The following is a 15887-nucleotide window of genomic DNA, read 5'->3' as shown; positions in this document are numbered from 1 at the left end:
GAACCCATGACCGAAATCGAGCAGTTGCTGGCACGGGTCGGTACGGAGGCCCGCAACACCCGCCCGTGGGGCTGGCCTTCACTCCCCGAGCCCGTGGACGCGACGGCGGTCACCCGCGCCGAAGCCGTCCTGGGGTTCACCCTGCCGCCCCTGCTCGCCGCGCTCTACCTGCGGATAGGGGACGGCGGCTTCGGTCCGGAGTACGGTCTGTTGCCGCTGCTCGACGGTTCCCCGTCAGGCGAGCCCGCCGCCGTCCCGCAGTACCTCGCCCACCGGGAGAGCGGCCGCCAGGACCCCGACTGGCCCTGGCCGGAGGGCGTCCTGCCGATATCCCACTGGGGCTGCGGGATGTACGCGTGCGTGGACTGCCGCAGCCCCCGGGGCACGGTCCTGCTCTTCGAGCCGAACGCCGACGAGGCCGACCACGCCTGGTACGTGGACGCACCCGACCTGGAGGCGTGGCTGGACACCTGGCTGGAGGGCTCCGGCTGGTACGAGGAGTCCAACGACGACACGGACTTGGCCCCCTGGCCCGACTTCCGCATACGCACGGCGGCGGCACAGACCTCGTAGCGACCCGCCCACCACCGAGGCCCCGCCGGTGGCTACCGCGAGGCCGCCCACACCCTCACGCCGTACGCCGCCGCCCCCACAGCCAGCACAGCCGCGCCCACGATCACCGAATCCGCCGGCAGCGCGAACGCCAGGGTCACACATCCGACGAGTCCCACCACCGGCATCACCCGCGCCGCCGGAGCGGGACTCAGCGTCCAGGCCGACGCGTTGGCCACGGCGTAGTACGCCAGTACACCGAAGGAGGAGAACCCGATCGCGCCCCGCACGTCCACCGTCGCGGCCAGCGCGGCGACCACCGCGCCCACGGCCAGCTCCGCCCGGTGCGGCACCTGGAAACGCGGATGTACGGCGGCCAGGGCGCCCGGCAGATGACCGTCGCGGGCCATGGCCAGTGATGTCCGTGAGACGCCCAGGATCAGGGCGAGGAGCGAGCCGAGCGCGGCCACGGCCGCACCCACCCGCACCACCGGCACGAGCCCCGGCACACCGGCCGCCCGCACCGCGTCGGCCAGCGGCGCCGAGGCGCGCCCGAGCCCGTCCGGCCCCAGCACCGAAAGGACCGCCACCGCGACCGCCGCGTACACGACGAGTGCGACACCCAGAGCCATCGGGATCGCGCGTGGAATGGTGCGCGCCGGATCCCGTACCTCCTCACCGAGCGTCGCGATCCGCGCGTACCCGGCGAACGCGAAGAACAGCAGCCCCGCCGCCTGGAGCACCCCGCCCGCGCCACCGGAGACCCCGGCGTCCAGCCGCCCGGCCTCGGAGGCCTCCGAACCGAGACACACGACCACCACGGAAGCGAGGACCGCGAGGACCACCGAAACGATCACCCGGGTCAGCCAGGCAGTCTTCTGCATGCCGCCGTAGTTCACCGCGGTGAGCACCACCACGGCCCCGACCGCCACCGCGTGCGCCTGCCCCGGCCAGACGTACGCCCCCACGGTGAGTGCCATCGCCGCGCAGGAGGCCGTCTTCCCGACGACGAACGACCAGCCCGCCAGATACCCCCAGAAGGCGCCGAGACGCTCACGCCCGTACACATAGGTGCCACCGGAGGCGGGATACAGAGCGGCCAGCCGTGCGGAGGACATCGCATTGCAGTACGCGACCACGGCCGCGACCGCGAGCCCGAGGAGCAGACCGGACCCGGCCGCCCGTGCCGCGGGGCCCAGCGCCGCGAAGATCCCGGCACCCACCATCGACCCGAGCCCGATGACCACGGCGTCCCCGACGCCCAGGGTGCGCCGCAACTCGGATCCGAACTGTGTCATGGGTGGCACCCTACTGATCGCTGCAACCGACCGCCGCCGACGAGGCGTCCTTCCCGAAGACGCGCCAGGAACACCAGCACGACCACCGGCTGCTCGAACTCGAAGGCATGACACAGCAGGTCCGGAGCAGGATCACAGCACAGGGACAGCGCGGAGAGGCAGGTTCAGGGCATGGGCATCATCAGCTGGATCATTCTGGGACTGTTGGCCGGAGCCATCGCCAAATTCCTGCTGCCGGGCCGTGACCCGGGCGGCTTCATCGGCACGACCGTCATCGGCATCGCGGGCGCCTTCATCGGCGGCTGGATCTCCGCGCGCTGGCTGGACCACCCGATCGCCAAGCAGTTCTACGACGGGGCCACGTGGGCCGCCGCGATCGGCGGCTCGCTCGTCCTGCTCATCCTCTACCGCATCCTGTTCGGCGACTCGCGCCGTTGAGCGCGCGCCCCGAGGCCGCAGCCAGCAGGCGAGAAGGGTGGGCACCTCCGGGGGCCCACCCTTCCTCGTACGCGCAACTTCGCTCGACGCGCAATGAATCACCGGCCGAAGCCGGTTGACGGCCGACGGCTACCGGTAGTTCACGTACTGCAGCGCGAAATCGAAGTCCTTGCCCTTGAGCAGCGCCTGCACGGCCTGCAGGTCGTCACGGCTCTTGGAGCTGACGCGCAGCTCGTCGCCCTGCACCTGCGCCTTCACGCCCTTCGGGCCCTCGTCGCGAATGATCTTCGCCACCTTCTTCGCGTTCTCCTGGGAGATGCCCTCCTCGATGGACGCGAAGATCTTGTACTCCTTGCCGGAGAGCTGGGGCTCGCCCGCGTCCAGCGCCTTCAGCGAGATACCGCGTTTGACCAGCTTGGTCTCGAACACATCGAGGATGGCCTTGACCCGCTCCTCGGAGTTCGCCTCCATCAGGATCTTCTCGCCGGACCAGGAGATGGAGGCGCCCACGTTCTTGAAGTCGTAGCGCTGCGAGATCTCCTTGGCGGCCTGGTTGAGGGCGTTGTCGACCTCCTGCCGCTCGACCTTCGAGACGATGTCGAAACTGGAGTCGGCCATGTCCTGTGGCTCCTTGTATCGGGGTGCGTAGGGGCGGCCGTCGAACCCGGCGTAGGTCCCCGGCCGCATCCGCATAAGCCTAGCCACCCCCTCCCCTCCAAGCGCAGATCAATCGGGTGGCGAAGCACCCCCGAGCATCAGGTATCGTTTACGTCGTTGCCAGGGAGCACCGCTGAAAAGCGGTCCTCAAGGCAGCAACCCCGGCGGTGTGCCCGAGCGGCCAAAGGGAGCAGACTGTAAATCTGCCGGCTCAGCCTTCCCAGGTTCGAATCCTGGCGCCGCCACATGAAGGTAGACCCCCTCCGATCTGCGGAAACGTAGATCGGAGGGGGTCTCTTCATTATCGAACGCGATCTTTCGATCGGAATCGAAATGGGGTGACTTGTCTCACCCCGTCTCGCCTGGATCCCACTCCTGATCAGCCTGCCCGTCCCCCCAGGCATCCCCCGGGGGCGGGCGGACGGTCACTCCGGCTCGTTCCACTCGCGCAGGGCAGCGTCTGTCCGCCGGTTGGCTCGCTCCTGGGTCTGCGCGAGCACCCTCGCGTAGACCCTGAACGGCACCGCGATCGTGTGACCTGCCCGCCGGGCGCATTCCATCGGGTCCACGCCGGAGCCCAGCCAGAAGGAGACCTCGGCATGACGCAGGTCGGTAGGGCCGCCGTGCGAGCGGGGAAGCGACCTCAGCCGCGCTGAGCACTTTTTCCCGAGCTTTAGCCCAGACCTCCCCGTACCCGATTCCTTGCCGCAGGCCCCCGCGGCTGGTCCGAAACGGCCGCAGGTCAGTCATCCCATACCGGCGGACGTAGATCCGGCGGACAGGGGCGGCTCTTGAGAACCGTCGTGGTGCGAGTCCGGGTGGGTTCAGATCCCACACCCACCGTCAGGTGGACGGCCTCCGACCGGGTGAAACAGTCAGAGGCCGTGGTGTTGTCCGAGCAGGATTCCCCTACTGCTCGTAAGGGTTGAAGCACTTGAGCGCGGCCCAGCCGTAGATGACCTTGTGGTCCTTGCGCACCACCTTGCCGTAGATCCAGGCCTTGTCCACCTTGATGTCCTTGTAGCCCTTGTAGTCCACCTTCGTGCCGTTCATGAGGTCGCCCTTGTAAGCGACGCCAGTGATCTTCGCGCTGGTGTTGGAGTTCGCTCGTATGTTGACCGAGCTGCACGTCGCCTTCAGCTTCCAAGTGGAAGCTGCCGAGGCGGACTCGGCGCTCAGTCCGAGCGCCCCTATGGCGAGGGCGGAAGCGCTCAGAACCGCCACCAGTGACTTCTTCAGCATTGCCGTGCTCCTTATCGACTATCGGCTCCGACTGTCCGCGGCAAGCACAGCCGACCGTGTCCGGCTGTCCGCGTGGACAGACGCGACTGTCTAGTAAACCCCCGCGAGCGGGCCGGATTTCGACAGGTCGTCGACGATCCTTCGATAGATCGTCAACGGCCTGACTCCTGCTTTGCTCAATCAGGTCCCGTGACAGCAAACGTAGTTGGCGATGGGTACGCGTTACGCGGGCGGGGTCTCAGGGGCGGCGGCCCGTCATCCGTGCTGCCGCGGCGATCGTCGAGTGGGTCTCGCGGAAGGGGGACGGCAGCGTCTGGGGCTGGGGAGGAAACCTAAAGGGGGCGTTGGGTGATGGCATCACCGGGTGGGCCGGTCCAGCCATCCTCGGTGGGCCGGACCGATGCGATCCCCTGGTAGTTGCGACCTCACGGACAGTGGGACGCTCCTGCGTTGAGTAGCGAACGGGGCGGCGCTGCTGTGCGGCCCCGAGAGCCGTTTGCGTGTTTGCCGGACGGTCGCTCGTTGAAAGGGCCCCCTAACGTCGGCTGGGGTTAGCGGCCGACTCCGAGACGCGGGATTCTGGTGATACGCCGGCCGCGGAGCTTCGATCAAAAATGTGGGCTGAACGCATCTCGCGCTGCGTGAAGCCCACCTCAGGCTCATACGGCCATCAGCGCGGCGGGTACCCGTCGCGTCTTCCGGAAGGAGGCCGGGCGATGAATGTCCCTTCGTACCGTGACCGTAGAAGCGCGACAGCACCACCGCGGCTCCCCGGCCGGGCCACGACCGCACGCAGACTGAGCACGGCTGCCGCTGTGGCGGCGGTGCTTCTGGCGGGCTGTGGCACGGGCACCCCCAAGGCGTCCCCGCACTCCAGTGGCCCCGACGTGTCCCTCGCCCCGCCCGCCACGCGTTCCCCCTCCTCTTCGTTCCTCGCTCCTGCCCTCACCACCGCCGCCACCGCGTGCACCAACAGCACGAAGCTGGCCGGGTGGTCGAACCGCCGGCTGGCCATGCTGACCATCGCCGTCCCGGTGCCGGAGACCTCGGTGTCCGGCGTCACCTCCGAGGTGAGCGCCGGTGCGGGCGGCGTGCTTCTGTTCGGCAGCAAGGCGCCGTCCGACCTCGGCTCGCGGCTGACCGCCCTGAAGTCCCACGTACCCGGCCACCTGGGCCTGCTGGTGATGACCGACGAGGAGGGCGGCGGCATCCAGCGCATGTCGAACCTCGTCGGGTCCCTGCCCTGGCCCGCGTACATGGGTGCACACTGGACCCCGGCCCAGATCCAGCAGAACGTCACCAAGGTCGCTACCAAGATGGCGGCCGCCCAGGTGAACATGGACCTCGCGCCCGTGGTCGACGTCGACGGCAGGAACGTGGCCCCCAGCCGGACCAACCCTGACGGATGGCGGTCCTTCAGCGGCAACACCTCGGTGGTCTCCAAGGCCGGTGTCGCGTACATGAACGGGTTGCGCGCCGGAGGCGTGATACCCGTCGTCAAGCACTTCCCGGGCCTTGGCGGCTCCAGCTACAACTCCGACTTCGGCCCCGCCCGCACCCTGCCCTGGTCCACCCTGCAAAAGGTGGGCATCCCGCCGTTCACAGCGGCCATCAAGGCCGGTGCCCCGGCCATCATGGTCTCCAACAACATCGTGCCGGGCCTGGGCACCAATCCGGCGAGCCTGTCACCCACCGTCATCAGCTCCGAGTTGCGCGGCAAGCTGGGATTCAAGGGGCTGGTGGTCACCGACTCGCTCAGCGCGAAGGCGATCTCCGCCGCCGGCTTCAGCATCCCCGCCGCCGCCGTCCAGGCCCTGCGCTCTGGTGCCGACATGGTCATGTTCGACCTGGGGGGCAATGTCAGTTCCCAGACGTCCTCGATCGCCTCGGCGATCACCAATGCGGTGGGCGGCGGACACCTCGCCCGCAGCCGTCTCATCGACGCGGCAGGGCACGTTCTGGCCGTCAGGCATGTGAATCTCTGCTCCTGAGTGCGAATGGACGCATCCCAACCCTTGCCCGGTCAGGGCTCCTGAGCGCGAGTGGACGCAGCCCGTGCCCAGTCGGGCCGGCCACGCCTCTCAACACCCGTAGGTCAGGGGCCGGCCCCCGCGGTCTGCGAATCCGCCGGCTCAGCCTTCCCAGGCTCGAATCCTGGCGCCGCCCGGCGTGCCCCAAAGGGGCACCGCCGGTCATTGGCGCCGAGCGCCCGCCTCGGCCACGGCCACTGAGCGCGTGCCTCGCCCGGGGCACGGCGTTCAGCGGCCGGCGAAGCGAGTGCACCGGTACGCATGCGTTGCTCCACCATCAGTCTTGACGTGACCGCGCCACAGTCCTACTGTCGCGACACCAAGTGTTCATGCTGACATATGAAGTTCATGTACATGAACGCTCCGTGCTGAGAAACACGCGCGCCCGCCAACCGAGCCCACCGAGCCGACAGGAAGGCACCCCCCATGCGCATGCGTACGCTGCTCACTTCCCTGGCCACCGCCACCGCCGTCACCGGCGGCCTGGCCCTTGTGACTCCCGCCGCGCCGGCCAGTTCACTTTCCGCCGCCGCGGGCGTGGCCGGCGCACCCAGCGGCCAGCGCAGTACCAACGTCGTTTTCTCACCCATGGCGGACCCGTCCGTCGCGCCCGGTGGGAATTTCGACCTGTCGGTATGGCAGCTCCAGGAGCCGGTGGGCTCTCCCGGCTCGCCGACGACGATCCCGTCCTCCCGGCTTCAGGGGGCCAACGGGTTCCAGGACTCGTACTTCTACACGGACACCCGTGACGGCGCGATGACCTTCTGGGCACCGGAGAAGGGTGTCACCACACCGAACTCGAACTACGCCCGCTCCGAACTGCGGGAGATGAACCGCAACGGCACCGCCGCCGACTGGTCGCTCAGCGGCACGCATCAAATGAAGGCGACGCTACGGGTCGTGTCCGTCACATCGAACGTCTGCGTAGGACAGATCCACCTCGGCACAGGAGGCTCGTCCACCAAACCGCTGCTGGAGCTGTACTACCGGTCGAGCGGTGACATCGTCCTCGGCACGGAGAACTCGCCCTCCGGAGGGCAGACACTGCACACCGTCGGCCACGTATCGGTCGGCAAGACATGGAACTACGCGATCGCAGTCTCGGGCGGACACACCATCGACCTGACGGTCAACGGGAGCACCACGCACTACGCCATCCCGTCGTCGTTCGACGCCTACAAGCAGTACTTCAAGGCCGGCTCGTACAACCAGTCGTCCTCCGACAGCACCACCAAGGGCGCTCGGGTCGCTTTCTACGGCCTCACCGTCTCCCATAGTTGAGGGGAACGTTTCCGCAGGTCACGTGGCTGGATCATGCTGACATGCCATCGCCTTGAGGCCACAGGTTCGGGCGGCGTCGGGACCTGCCGCACCGCCTTTTGCGGCCGGGGTCGGGGCCGGAGTCGGGTGCTGTCGGTGCGGCTGCTGCCGGCCGGGCAGACTGATCTCATGTCATCGCGTCGTAGGAACTGCCCCGAGTGCCGTCGGGAGATCGCCATCGTCGCGGGACGGTTCGCCCGGCATGATCCGCCTGGTGTGCGGGGGAGCGGGGAGCTGGTCTCGTGTCCCGGCTCGCGGCGGCCGGCGCAGCTGGGGGCGGCCCAGCCGACGTTGGACGGGTACTCCGTGCCCGACTTTCCCGGGCAGCTTCCGTTGTTCTGAGGGGGCCGGCGGATGGCCCGGCCCGGGTCCGGTCCGGTCCGGTCCGGGTCCGTGCGGTGGCTAGTTCCCCGCGATCGATTTGACCGCCACCGAAATCGGCGTCGAGCCGCCGATCAACTCCAGGGTCAGCCCGGCCGTCGCGGGAGTCTCCACCAGCTCCGCCAGGACCGCGGCGACGTCGTCCCGTGGGATCGGTCCGCGGCCGGTCGAGGCCTCCAGGCGTACGAGGCCGGTACCGGCGTCGTCGATCAGCGATCCGGGGCGCAGGATCGTCCAGTCCAGGGACGTACGACCGCGTACGTAATTGTCGGCCGCGCCCTTGGCGCGCAGATACAGGTCGAAGACGTCGTCGCCCGGGTGCGCCGGGTCCGCGCCCATGGACGACACGACGACGTGGCGTCGTACGCCCGCTCGTTCCGCGGCGTCGGCGAACAGGACGGCGGCGCCCTTGTCCACCGTCTCCTTGCGGGCCGGACCGCTGCCCGGGCCCGCGCCCGCCGCGAAGACGGCCGCGTCCGCGCCCTGCAGATGGGCGGCGACCTCCTCCACCGAAGCCGACTCCAGATCGCAGAGGACCGGCTCGGCGCCGGCCGCCCGCAGATCGTCGCCCTGCTCGGCGCGGCGGATGATCCCCGCGACCTCGTCACCGCGCGCGGCGAGCAGTCGCTCCAGCCGCAGCGCGATCTGACCATGACCTCCAGCGATGACAATGCGCATGTTTCCGACCGTACGCCCGGATGGACCCGTTCGCCGCACGACCCTGTGGACAACTCAGGGGTCTCTTGAGTTGTCCACAGGGGCGTGCGGCGGCGGAGGCCGTCAGGCACTCGTCCCGCGTGGTGAACAGGGGGCGCTCGGGGGGCGGTTGCGGCCGTGCGTGCACAACGTGTGGGGTCGTGGACGTTAGTTGTGGCTAGGAAGGCTCTCCGCGTCCCTGTCGGGGCAGGTCCAGCCCCGCCGCTGCCGCCGAGTTGCAGTACTCCCGCACCGCGCTGGTCCGCGCCACCACGCGCCCCCGGTGCACCACGATCCGGCTGTACGCGAGCGACAGTGCCCCTGCCAGCCGGTTGCCGCGCACCGCGAGCAACTCGGCCGGGAAACCGGCTTCCACGCGCACCTCGGGCAGTCCGAGGGCAGCCCGCGCGCCGGAGCTCACGGTGTCGTACGCGTCCTCGGGGCGCAGACCGTGCCGTGAGGCCAGCAGGTACGCGGCCTCCAGGGGGTCGCCGCGGCCCACCGGGTTCGATACGTCCCGGAGGGCGCCGCTGCCCGCCGCGATCCGTACCCCGGCCGCCCGCAGCATCCGTACCGGAGCCGTTCCGCGCCGGTCCACGCCTCCGCAGCCGCCCTGCGGCAGGCACACCACGGTCACGCCCGCCGCGGCGAGTTGGTCGGCTGCCCGGGAGGCCACCTCGGACGGCAGCCGGCCGAGGCCGCCGCACGGGCCGAGCGTCACTCCGGACCGCAGTCCGCCCGCCATTGCCGCGAGCCGGGCGAGCCGGGCGGGATCGGAGGCGTCCGTGTGCAGGTCGACCGGGCAGCCGTGTTCCGAGGCGAGTTCCAGGACCGCCTCCACGTACCCCGTCGGATCCGGGTCGGCGTCCGGGCAGCCGCCCACCACCGAAGCGCCCATCTTCACGGCGTCCCGCAGTATCGCGAGCCCGTCGGCACCGGCGACCCCGGTGAGCACCCGCGGCATCGCCACCGCCGTCAGCTCGGCCAGTCCGCGCAGCGCCCGCCGCGCCTGAAGCACCGCCGCCAGCGCGTCGAGGCCCTGTACGTCGCCGACGCGCACGTGCGAGCGCAACGCCGTCGCCCCGTGCCCGAGTTGCAGCAACGCGGCCTCGGTGGCCCGGCGCTGGACCTCCTGGGTGTCGTACGAGAGGGGTCCGTCGCCGTCGGCCGTCAGGGCCGTGTCGCCGTGTGCGTGGGGCTCGGCGGGGGCCGGCAGGAGCAGGTAGCCGTCGAGGTCCACCTTCGCGGCGCGCGAGCCGGAGGCGGGTGTCGCCAGGCTCCCGGCGGTGCCGACCGCCTCGATGCGCCCGCGGCCCAGCCGCACGTCCACAGTCCGGCCGTCGGTGAGCCGCGCCCCGCGCAGCAGCAGGGTGGCGGTGTCGGTCTGTCCCCACGAGGAGTGGGGTGGCTGCGGCTGACTGTCGGGCATCGCGCTCCTGGGGCTCGGGGGCGGCTGCGGGGAGGGGCGACTGGGGGGTGGGCGCTTTCCGCGGCGGGGGGGGTGGGGTGGCGGGAGGGTGATGGGGTGGAGGGGTGGGCGACGTCGCGGGGAATGGGGGAGTGAGGGGCAAGATCACGCAGCGTGAGTCGAGCCTAGGGTGGCGAGCCCTTCTCGTCCGGGAGGAGCGCAATAGTCGTACCGGTGTGGTCCGTGCACGGACGGAAAGCGGGAGATGAGAGCCGGACGCGCGAGTCGGGGCGGCCGGACGGAGTCGCTGGTCAGCCGGGCCGTGAGGCTGGTGCCGGGGGCTGTTGGCCGGGCGGTGTGCCCGTGATTCGTGGGGCGGGAGCGGCCGGAGTCGCGGCCGTGACGCACCGTTCGTGAGGGGCCGGAAGAGCGGCGGGGAACGGCCGGGAACGGGCCGGGGCGGGTGCCGCGAAACGGATTTGGGCGATCGGCGGGCGAGCGTGTAATGTCTTCATCGCTCGCCCCAATAGCTCAGTCGGTAGAGCGTCTCCATGGTAAGGAGAAGGTCTACGGTTCGATTCCGTATTGGGGCTCTGGTGTGAGAGGTTCCCGTCGCAAGACGGGGACCAATCGCATCACAGCGGTGTAGCTCAGTCGGTAGAGCAAGCGGCTCATAATCGCTGTGTCACCGGTTCAAGTCCGGTCACCGCTACAGACAGTAGCCGATTGTGGGGTCGGTCCTTCGATCGGCTACTCTTCTATGCGTTAATGTCCCATCCGTTCGTCAAGGAGCACTCCTGTGGCTGCCACCGACGTCCGCCCGAAGATCACGCTGGCCTGCGTGGAGTGCAAGGAGCGGAACTACATCACCAAGAAGAACCGGCGTAACGACCCGGACCGACTGGAGATGAAGAAGCACTGCCCGCGTTGCAACGCGCACACCGCGCACCGCGAAACGCGATAAATCAGGCTCGTACACGAGGCCGTCCCCAGTAACGGGGGCGGCCTCGCGTCGTTCACCGGCGGAGTGCCGACGTGCGAGTGGTCGTCGAGCAGTCGCCGACAGTCCTCGTACGGGCATCGGTCCGAGAATCGCTGCACCGGCTGAAAACCAGGAGGTACCGAGCCCATGGCGCTCGACCAGTCCTTCGTGGGGCGGTCCTACCCGCCCACCGACCCCTATGAGGTCGGTCGGGAGAAGATCCGCGAGTTCGCGGAGGCCGTGGGGGACACCAACCCGGCGTACACGGACCCGGAGGCCGCCAAGGCGCTCGGGTACTCCGATGTGATCGCCCCGCCGACCTTTGTGTTCGCGATCACCTTCAAGGCCGCGGGGCAGGTCGTCCAGGACCCCCAACTGGGTCTCGACTACAGCCGTGTGGTGCATGGTGACCAGAAGTTCGCCTACACCCGTCCTGTGCGTGCGGGCGACCGGCTCACGGTCACCTCGACCATCGAGGCGATCAAGTCCATGGCGGGCAACGACATCGTGGACATCCGTGGCGAGGTCCATGACGAGGCGGGCGAGCACGTGGTGACGGCCGTCACCAAGCTCGTGGCTCGCGCGGCGGAGGAGGGCTGACCATGACGGCGAAGATCGCGTATGACGACGTCGAGGTCGGTGCCGAGCTGCCGGCCCAGACCTTCCCCGTGACACGCGCCACACTCGTGCAGTACGCGGGCGCCTCCGGGGACTTCAATCCCATCCACTGGAACGAGAAGTTCGCGGTCGAGGTCGGTCTCCCTGACGTCATCGCGCACGGCATGTTCACCATGGCCGAGGCGATCCGCGTCGTCACCGACTGGGCCGGCGATCCGGGTGCGGTCGTCGAGTACGGCGTCCGCTTCACCAAGCCCGTCGTCGTCCCCAACGACGACAAGGGGGCGACCATCGAGGTCAGCGGCAAGGTCGCGGCCAAGCTGGACGACAACACCGTCCGCGTCGACCTCACCGCGATGAGCGCGGGGCAGAAGGTCCTGGGCATGTCGCGAGCGGTCGTTCGACTGGCCTGATGGCCGTCGTGAGGAGCGATGGGTAAGCGGGGTAAGGGGCGCTGGCCATCGCCGGCGCCCCTTACGTGCGCCTTGGCCGCGCCAGCCGCACCCGGCCGTATCCGGTTCGTCCGTCCACGGTCCGGTTGTTTGCGGGTGACTGTGGTCTGTCTGCGGTACCGGTTGTCTGCAGGCGCCCGTGGTTCGTCCGTCCGCGGTCCGGCTGTCCGCGGTCCGTCCGCTCGGCCCGCTGTGTGGTGGGTCGGGGCCGTGCCGGTACGTCGAGCCCGTCGCCGCCGGATCAGACGTGGGCCGGGCAAGGGAGCCGCTGCTCGATCCGGGCGTGAGCGACGGGCTTGCGACGTACCGGCACGGCCCCTTCCGTCCGTGCGCGGCTGCCGGTCGTGGGGGCGTACGCGTCATTCGTAGCCGCTCCCATCTACCGCTTGACTTAGTTAGTGATTGGGCACTAACTTAGCCGCATGGTCAGGATGAGCGCAGACGAGAGGCGCGAGAGCGTCATCCGCGCGGCGATCGTGGAGTTCGCCCGGGGTGGTTACTACGGCACGTCCACCGAGGTGATCGCCAAGCGTGTCGGCGTCTCGCAGCCGTATCTCTTCCGGCTCTTCCCCGGCAAGCGGGCGATCTTCCTCGCGGCGGCGCAGCGTTGCATGGAGGACACCATCCGCACCTTCGGGGAGGCCGCGAAGGGTCTGGAGGGTGAAGACGCCCTGCATTCCATGGCGAACGCGTACACCAAGGCGATCGCGGAGCACCCCGAGCAACTGCTGATGCAGATGCAGATGTACGTCGCGACCGCGGCCGCGGAGCAGGCCGGCGATCGCGAGCTCGGTGAGGCCGTACGGGCCGACTGGATGCGGCTGTGGGAGACGGTTCATCTGCCGCTCGGCGCCGACCTGAACGACACGACGGTCTTCATGGCGTACGGCATGCTCGTCAACTGCCTGGTGGCCATGGGTTTTCCGCCCGAGCACAGGGTCTGGGAAGGGATGTATCCGTCGGCGAGGTTCAAGGGTCGACTGGAGAAGTAGGTAGGGGCAGGGAGCGGGCGGAGGGGGCGGATGTCGGCGCTCCTTTCTGGTCGCGAAAGTTAGTCATCAATAACTAACCGTAGGAACGATCGCCCTTAGGGGGAGCGATGTCACAGCAGACCGCACGTCGCGGGGGAGCCACCTGGGCCCTCATCATCACCAGCGTCGCCGGATTCATGGCGGCCCTCGACAATCTCGTCGTCACCACCGCACTGCCCTCCATCCGCAAGGATCTCGGCGGCGCGCTGGACGACCTGGAATGGACCGTGAGCGCCTACACGCTCACCTTCGCCGTCCTGCTGATGTTCGGTGCGGCGCTCGGCGACCGGTTCGGCCGCCGTCGGCTCTTCCTCGTCGGTCTCTCCGTCTTCACCGGCGCGTCCGCGGCCGCCGCCATGGCACCCGGCCTCGACTCGCTGATCGCCGCCCGCGCTGTCCAGGGCGTCGGCGCGGCGATCATGATGCCGCTCACGCTCACCCTGCTGACGGCCGCGGTGCCGGCCGCCAAGCGCGGCATGGCGTACGGGATCTGGGGCGCCGTGAACGGACTCGCGGTCGCCTCCGGGCCCCTCATCGGGGGCAGCCTCACCGAACACGTGTCTTGGCACTGGATCTTCTGGCTGAACGTTCCGCTGGGCCTCGCCCTGCTGCCCCTCGCCCGACTGCGGCTGGCCGAGTCCCACGGCACCGGCGCCCCGCTCGACATCACCGGCACCCTGCTCGTCAGTGGCGGTCTCTTCGGGATCGTGTACGGCCTGGTCCGCGGGCCCGCCGAGGGCTGGACCAGCCCGATCGTCCTGACCGGTCTGCTCGCCGGCGCCGCGCTGCTCACCGGCTTCGTCTTCCACGGCATCCGCGCCAAGAACCCGATGCTGCCGATGCGGCTCTTCCGCTCCCGTGCCTTCGCCGGCATCAACGCCGCGAGCCTGCTGATGTTCCTCGGGATGTTCGGCTCGATCTTCCTGCTCAGCCAGTACATGCAGGGCGTCCTCGGCTACTCGCCCACCCAGGCCGGCCTGCGGATGCTGCCCTGGACCGGGATGCCGATGCTCGTCGCGCCGATCGCCGGGTACCTCTCCGACCGCGTCGGCGGGCGTCCCGTGGTCGCCGCCGGGCTCTTCCTGCAGGCCGCCGGGCTCGCGTACTACGCCTCCGTGGTCGCCGCCCACGCCTCGTACGCCGCCCAGCTGCCCGCCCTGATCGTCAGCGGCATCGGAATGTCCCTGTACTTCGCCCCGGCCTCCAACCTGGTCATGTCCAGCGTCCGTCCCGAGGAGCAGGGCATCGCCTCCGGCGCCAACAACGCGCTGCGTGAGGTGGGCGGCGCGCTCGGTATCGCGGTGATGTCCTCGATCTTCTCCGCGCAGGGCGGCTACGGGACCGCGCAGACCTTCGTGGACGGTCTGCGGCCCGCGCTCGTGGTGGGTTCCGCCGTGGTCGCCCTGGCGGGTGTCGCGGCGCTGCTCATCCCGACGGCGCGGCGTGCGGCTCAGGCCCGGGTCGTCGCCTCCGAGTCGCCCCAGGGGCGGGATCTGGCCCAGGTGCCGGTTCTGGAAACCGCCTCGCGCTGAGGGGATGGGATCCGCCTCGCAGCGAGTGGGAGGGAAACCGCCCGCCGGTAGAGGGTCCAGGATCCAAACCCTTGATTGGTCCATCTCGTGAACACACAGAAGCGGCCCCGCCTCGACCGGCGGGGCCCTTCTCGTACTCTTGAGCCCGTGCAGGAACTCCACGACGCCCCGCTCGCCCCGCTGACCACCTTCCGGCTGGGGGGTCCCGCGACCCGGCTGATCACCGCCACGACCGACGCCGAGGTGATCGCCGCCGTCCGAGAGGCCGACGACACCGGTACGCCGCTGCTGATCATCGGCGGCGGATCCAACCTGGTCATCGGCGACAAGGGCTTCGCCGGGACCGCCCTGCGCATCGCGACCACCGGCTTCGCCCTCGAAGGTACGAGGCTGGAGCTGGCGGCGGGCGAAGTCTGGACCGACGCGGTCGCGCGCACCGTCGAGGCCGGGCTCGCCGGCGTCGAGTGCCTCGCCGGGATCCCCGGCTCCGCAGGCGCGACCCCGATCCAGAACGTGGGCGCGTACGGCCAGGAAGTGTCGTCCACCATCACCGAAGTGATCGCGTACGACCGTAGGGCGCGCGAGACGGTCACCCTGGCCAACGCCGACTGCGCCTTCTCGTACCGCCACAGTCGTTTCAAGGCCGACTCCGAGCGGTATGTCGTGCTGCGCGTCAGGTTCGAGCTGGAGGACGCGGACGGGCTGTCGGCGCCGATCAAGTACGCCGAGACGGCACGTTCCCTCGGGGTCGAGCCCGGTGACCGGGTGCCGCTCGCCGCCGCCCGCGAGAACGTCCTGAAGCTGCGCTCCGGCAAGGGCATGGTGCTCGACCCCGAGGACCACGACACCTGGTCGGCCGGGTCGTTCTTCACCAACCCGATCCTCACCGACGAGGAGTTCGCCGTGTTCCACGCGCGCGTGGCGAAGCGGCTGGGCACCGAGATCGTGCCGCCCGCGTACCCGGCGGGCGAGGGCCACACCAAGACCTCCGCGGCCTGGCTGATCGACAAGTCCGGCTTCACCAAGGGCTACGGCTCCGGACCCGCCCGGATCTCCACCAAGCACACCCTGGCCCTCACCAACCGGGGCCTGGCCACCACCGAGGACCTCCTCGCGCTGGCCCGCGAGGTCGTCGTCGGCGTCCGCGACGCCTTCGGGATCACCCTGGTCAACGAGCCGGTGACGGTGGGCGTGGAGCTCTAGACAGAGCTCTAGACAGAGCTCAGGACTGAGCTCAGGACAGAGTTCGA

At 69.5% G+C, this 15887-nt stretch carries 16 protein-coding genes and 3 tRNA genes; 14 read left to right on the top strand and 5 right to left on the bottom strand.

Going from position 1 to position 15887, the window contains the following annotated elements:
- The first annotated feature begins 6 nt into the window (after positions 1-6).
- Positions 7-573 (top strand): SMI1/KNR4 family protein, encoded by a 567-nt coding sequence (locus SMIR_RS14915; RefSeq protein ID WP_168494575.1) that lies wholly within the window; start codon positions 7-9, stop codon positions 571-573.
- 32 nt (positions 574-605) lie between these two features.
- Here SMIR_RS14915 and SMIR_RS14910 read toward each other — a convergent pair whose 3' ends face one another.
- A complete protein-coding gene (locus SMIR_RS14910; protein ID WP_168494578.1) occupies positions 606-1850 on the bottom strand; it encodes an APC family permease in 1245 nt (414 codons plus the stop codon).
- 171 nt (positions 1851-2021) lie between these two features.
- Here SMIR_RS14910 and SMIR_RS14905 point away from each other — a divergent pair, with 171 nt between their 5' ends.
- The gene (locus SMIR_RS14905) at positions 2022-2288 is read left to right on the top strand and encodes a GlsB/YeaQ/YmgE family stress response membrane protein (RefSeq protein ID WP_054228314.1); all 267 of its coding nucleotides are present in this window, start codon (positions 2022-2024) and stop codon (positions 2286-2288) included.
- A 129-nt stretch (positions 2289-2417) separates the two neighbouring features.
- Here the strand turns inward: SMIR_RS14905 and SMIR_RS14900 are convergent, their stop codons facing one another.
- Positions 2418-2906 (bottom strand): YajQ family cyclic di-GMP-binding protein, encoded by a 489-nt coding sequence (locus SMIR_RS14900; RefSeq protein WP_101403673.1) that lies wholly within the window; start codon positions 2904-2906, stop codon positions 2418-2420.
- A gap of 202 nt (positions 2907-3108) precedes the next feature.
- Here SMIR_RS14900 and SMIR_RS14895 point away from each other — a divergent pair.
- Positions 3109-3190 (top strand) — tRNA-Tyr (locus tag SMIR_RS14895).
- 664 nt (positions 3191-3854) lie between these two features.
- On the opposite strand, the gene SMIR_RS14890 is transcribed toward SMIR_RS14895, so the two are convergent.
- A complete protein-coding gene (locus tag SMIR_RS14890) occupies positions 3855-4187 on the bottom strand; it encodes a hypothetical protein (protein ID WP_168494580.1) in 333 nt (110 codons plus the stop codon).
- An 815-nt stretch (positions 4188-5002) separates the two neighbouring features.
- On the opposite strand from SMIR_RS14890, the gene SMIR_RS14885 reads away from it, so the two are divergent.
- The 3 genes from SMIR_RS14885 to SMIR_RS43475 all read left to right on the top strand — a co-directional run bounded on the left by SMIR_RS14885 (position 5003) and on the right by SMIR_RS43475 (position 7879).
- Complete coding sequence (locus SMIR_RS14885) at positions 5003-6178, top strand: glycoside hydrolase family 3 N-terminal domain-containing protein (RefSeq protein WP_212727104.1); 1176 nt, start codon at positions 5003-5005, stop codon at positions 6176-6178.
- Between the two features lie 465 nt (positions 6179-6643).
- Complete coding sequence (locus SMIR_RS14880; protein WP_168494584.1) at positions 6644-7498, top strand: polysaccharide lyase family 7 protein; 855 nt, start codon at positions 6644-6646, stop codon at positions 7496-7498.
- Between the two features lie 168 nt (positions 7499-7666).
- Positions 7667-7879: a hypothetical protein gene (locus SMIR_RS43475; RefSeq protein ID WP_168494586.1), complete on the top strand. Its 213-nt coding sequence runs from the start codon at positions 7667-7669 to the stop codon at positions 7877-7879.
- Positions 7880-7939: 60 nt separating this feature from the next.
- Here SMIR_RS43475 and SMIR_RS14875 read toward each other — a convergent pair whose 3' ends face one another.
- Complete coding sequence (locus SMIR_RS14875; RefSeq protein WP_168494587.1) at positions 7940-8596, bottom strand: SDR family oxidoreductase; 657 nt, start codon at positions 8594-8596, stop codon at positions 7940-7942.
- 196 nt (positions 8597-8792) lie between these two features.
- Positions 8793-10043: an amidohydrolase family protein gene (locus tag SMIR_RS14870; protein ID WP_168494588.1), complete on the bottom strand. Its 1251-nt coding sequence runs from the start codon at positions 10041-10043 to the stop codon at positions 8793-8795.
- Positions 10044-10542: 499 nt separating this feature from the next.
- On the opposite strand from SMIR_RS14870, the gene SMIR_RS14865 reads away from it, so the two are divergent.
- From SMIR_RS14865 to SMIR_RS14830, 8 genes are all read left to right on the top strand, one after another.
- Positions 10543-10615 (top strand) — tRNA-Thr (locus tag SMIR_RS14865).
- A gap of 46 nt (positions 10616-10661) precedes the next feature.
- Positions 10662-10734, top strand: a tRNA-Met gene (locus SMIR_RS14860).
- An 87-nt stretch (positions 10735-10821) separates the two neighbouring features.
- Entirely contained in the window at positions 10822-10986 is a 165-nt protein-coding gene (gene rpmG, locus SMIR_RS14855) for a 50S ribosomal protein L33 (protein ID WP_004571794.1), read from the top strand.
- 165 nt (positions 10987-11151) lie between these two features.
- The gene (locus SMIR_RS14850; protein WP_060899260.1) at positions 11152-11604 is read left to right on the top strand and encodes a MaoC family dehydratase N-terminal domain-containing protein; all 453 of its coding nucleotides are present in this window, start codon (positions 11152-11154) and stop codon (positions 11602-11604) included.
- A gap of 2 nt (positions 11605-11606) precedes the next feature.
- A complete protein-coding gene (locus SMIR_RS14845) occupies positions 11607-12035 on the top strand; it encodes a MaoC family dehydratase (RefSeq protein ID WP_095853131.1) in 429 nt (142 codons plus the stop codon).
- Between the two features lie 461 nt (positions 12036-12496).
- Positions 12497-13066: a TetR/AcrR family transcriptional regulator gene (locus tag SMIR_RS14840; RefSeq protein ID WP_211118782.1), complete on the top strand. Its 570-nt coding sequence runs from the start codon at positions 12497-12499 to the stop codon at positions 13064-13066.
- Positions 13067-13173: 107 nt separating this feature from the next.
- The gene (locus SMIR_RS14835) at positions 13174-14637 is read left to right on the top strand and encodes a DHA2 family efflux MFS transporter permease subunit (protein ID WP_168494590.1); all 1464 of its coding nucleotides are present in this window, start codon (positions 13174-13176) and stop codon (positions 14635-14637) included.
- A 147-nt stretch (positions 14638-14784) separates the two neighbouring features.
- Complete coding sequence (locus tag SMIR_RS14830) at positions 14785-15840, top strand: UDP-N-acetylmuramate dehydrogenase (protein ID WP_168494591.1); 1056 nt, start codon at positions 14785-14787, stop codon at positions 15838-15840.
- Positions 15841-15887 lie beyond the last annotated feature (47 nt).

It is taken from the genome of Streptomyces mirabilis (assembly GCF_018310535.1).
Taxonomy (GTDB): domain Bacteria; phylum Actinomycetota; class Actinomycetes; order Streptomycetales; family Streptomycetaceae; genus Streptomyces.
The sequence above is the reverse complement of the archived record's forward strand: the minus strand, read 5'-3'. Positions and strand labels throughout refer to the sequence as shown.

Coding starts and splice junctions, on each gene's coding strand:
- SMIR_RS14875 (WP_168494587.1), bottom strand. CDS start 8,596: ATGCGCATTGTCATCGCTGGAGGTCATGGTCAGATCGCGCTGCGGCTG.
- SMIR_RS14880 (WP_168494584.1), top strand. CDS start 6,644: ATGCGCATGCGTACGCTGCTCACTTCCCTGGCCACCGCCACCGCCGTC.
- SMIR_RS43475 (WP_168494586.1), top strand. CDS start 7,667: ATGTCATCGCGTCGTAGGAACTGCCCCGAGTGCCGTCGGGAGATCGCC.
- SMIR_RS14900 (WP_101403673.1), bottom strand. CDS start 2,906: ATGGCCGACTCCAGTTTCGACATCGTCTCGAAGGTCGAGCGGCAGGAG.
- SMIR_RS14890 (WP_168494580.1), bottom strand. CDS start 4,187: ATGCTGAAGAAGTCACTGGTGGCGGTTCTGAGCGCTTCCGCCCTCGCC.
- SMIR_RS14905 (WP_054228314.1), top strand. CDS start 2,022: ATGGGCATCATCAGCTGGATCATTCTGGGACTGTTGGCCGGAGCCATC.
- SMIR_RS14915 (WP_168494575.1), top strand. CDS start 7: ATGACCGAAATCGAGCAGTTGCTGGCACGGGTCGGTACGGAGGCCCGC.
- SMIR_RS14850 (WP_060899260.1), top strand. CDS start 11,152: ATGGCGCTCGACCAGTCCTTCGTGGGGCGGTCCTACCCGCCCACCGAC.
- SMIR_RS14840 (WP_211118782.1), top strand. CDS start 12,497: ATGGTCAGGATGAGCGCAGACGAGAGGCGCGAGAGCGTCATCCGCGCG.
- SMIR_RS14835 (WP_168494590.1), top strand. CDS start 13,174: ATGTCACAGCAGACCGCACGTCGCGGGGGAGCCACCTGGGCCCTCATC.
- SMIR_RS14870 (WP_168494588.1), bottom strand. CDS start 10,043: ATGCCCGACAGTCAGCCGCAGCCACCCCACTCCTCGTGGGGACAGACC.
- SMIR_RS14910 (WP_168494578.1), bottom strand. CDS start 1,850: ATGACACAGTTCGGATCCGAGTTGCGGCGCACCCTGGGCGTCGGGGAC.
- SMIR_RS14845 (WP_095853131.1), top strand. CDS start 11,607: ATGACGGCGAAGATCGCGTATGACGACGTCGAGGTCGGTGCCGAGCTG.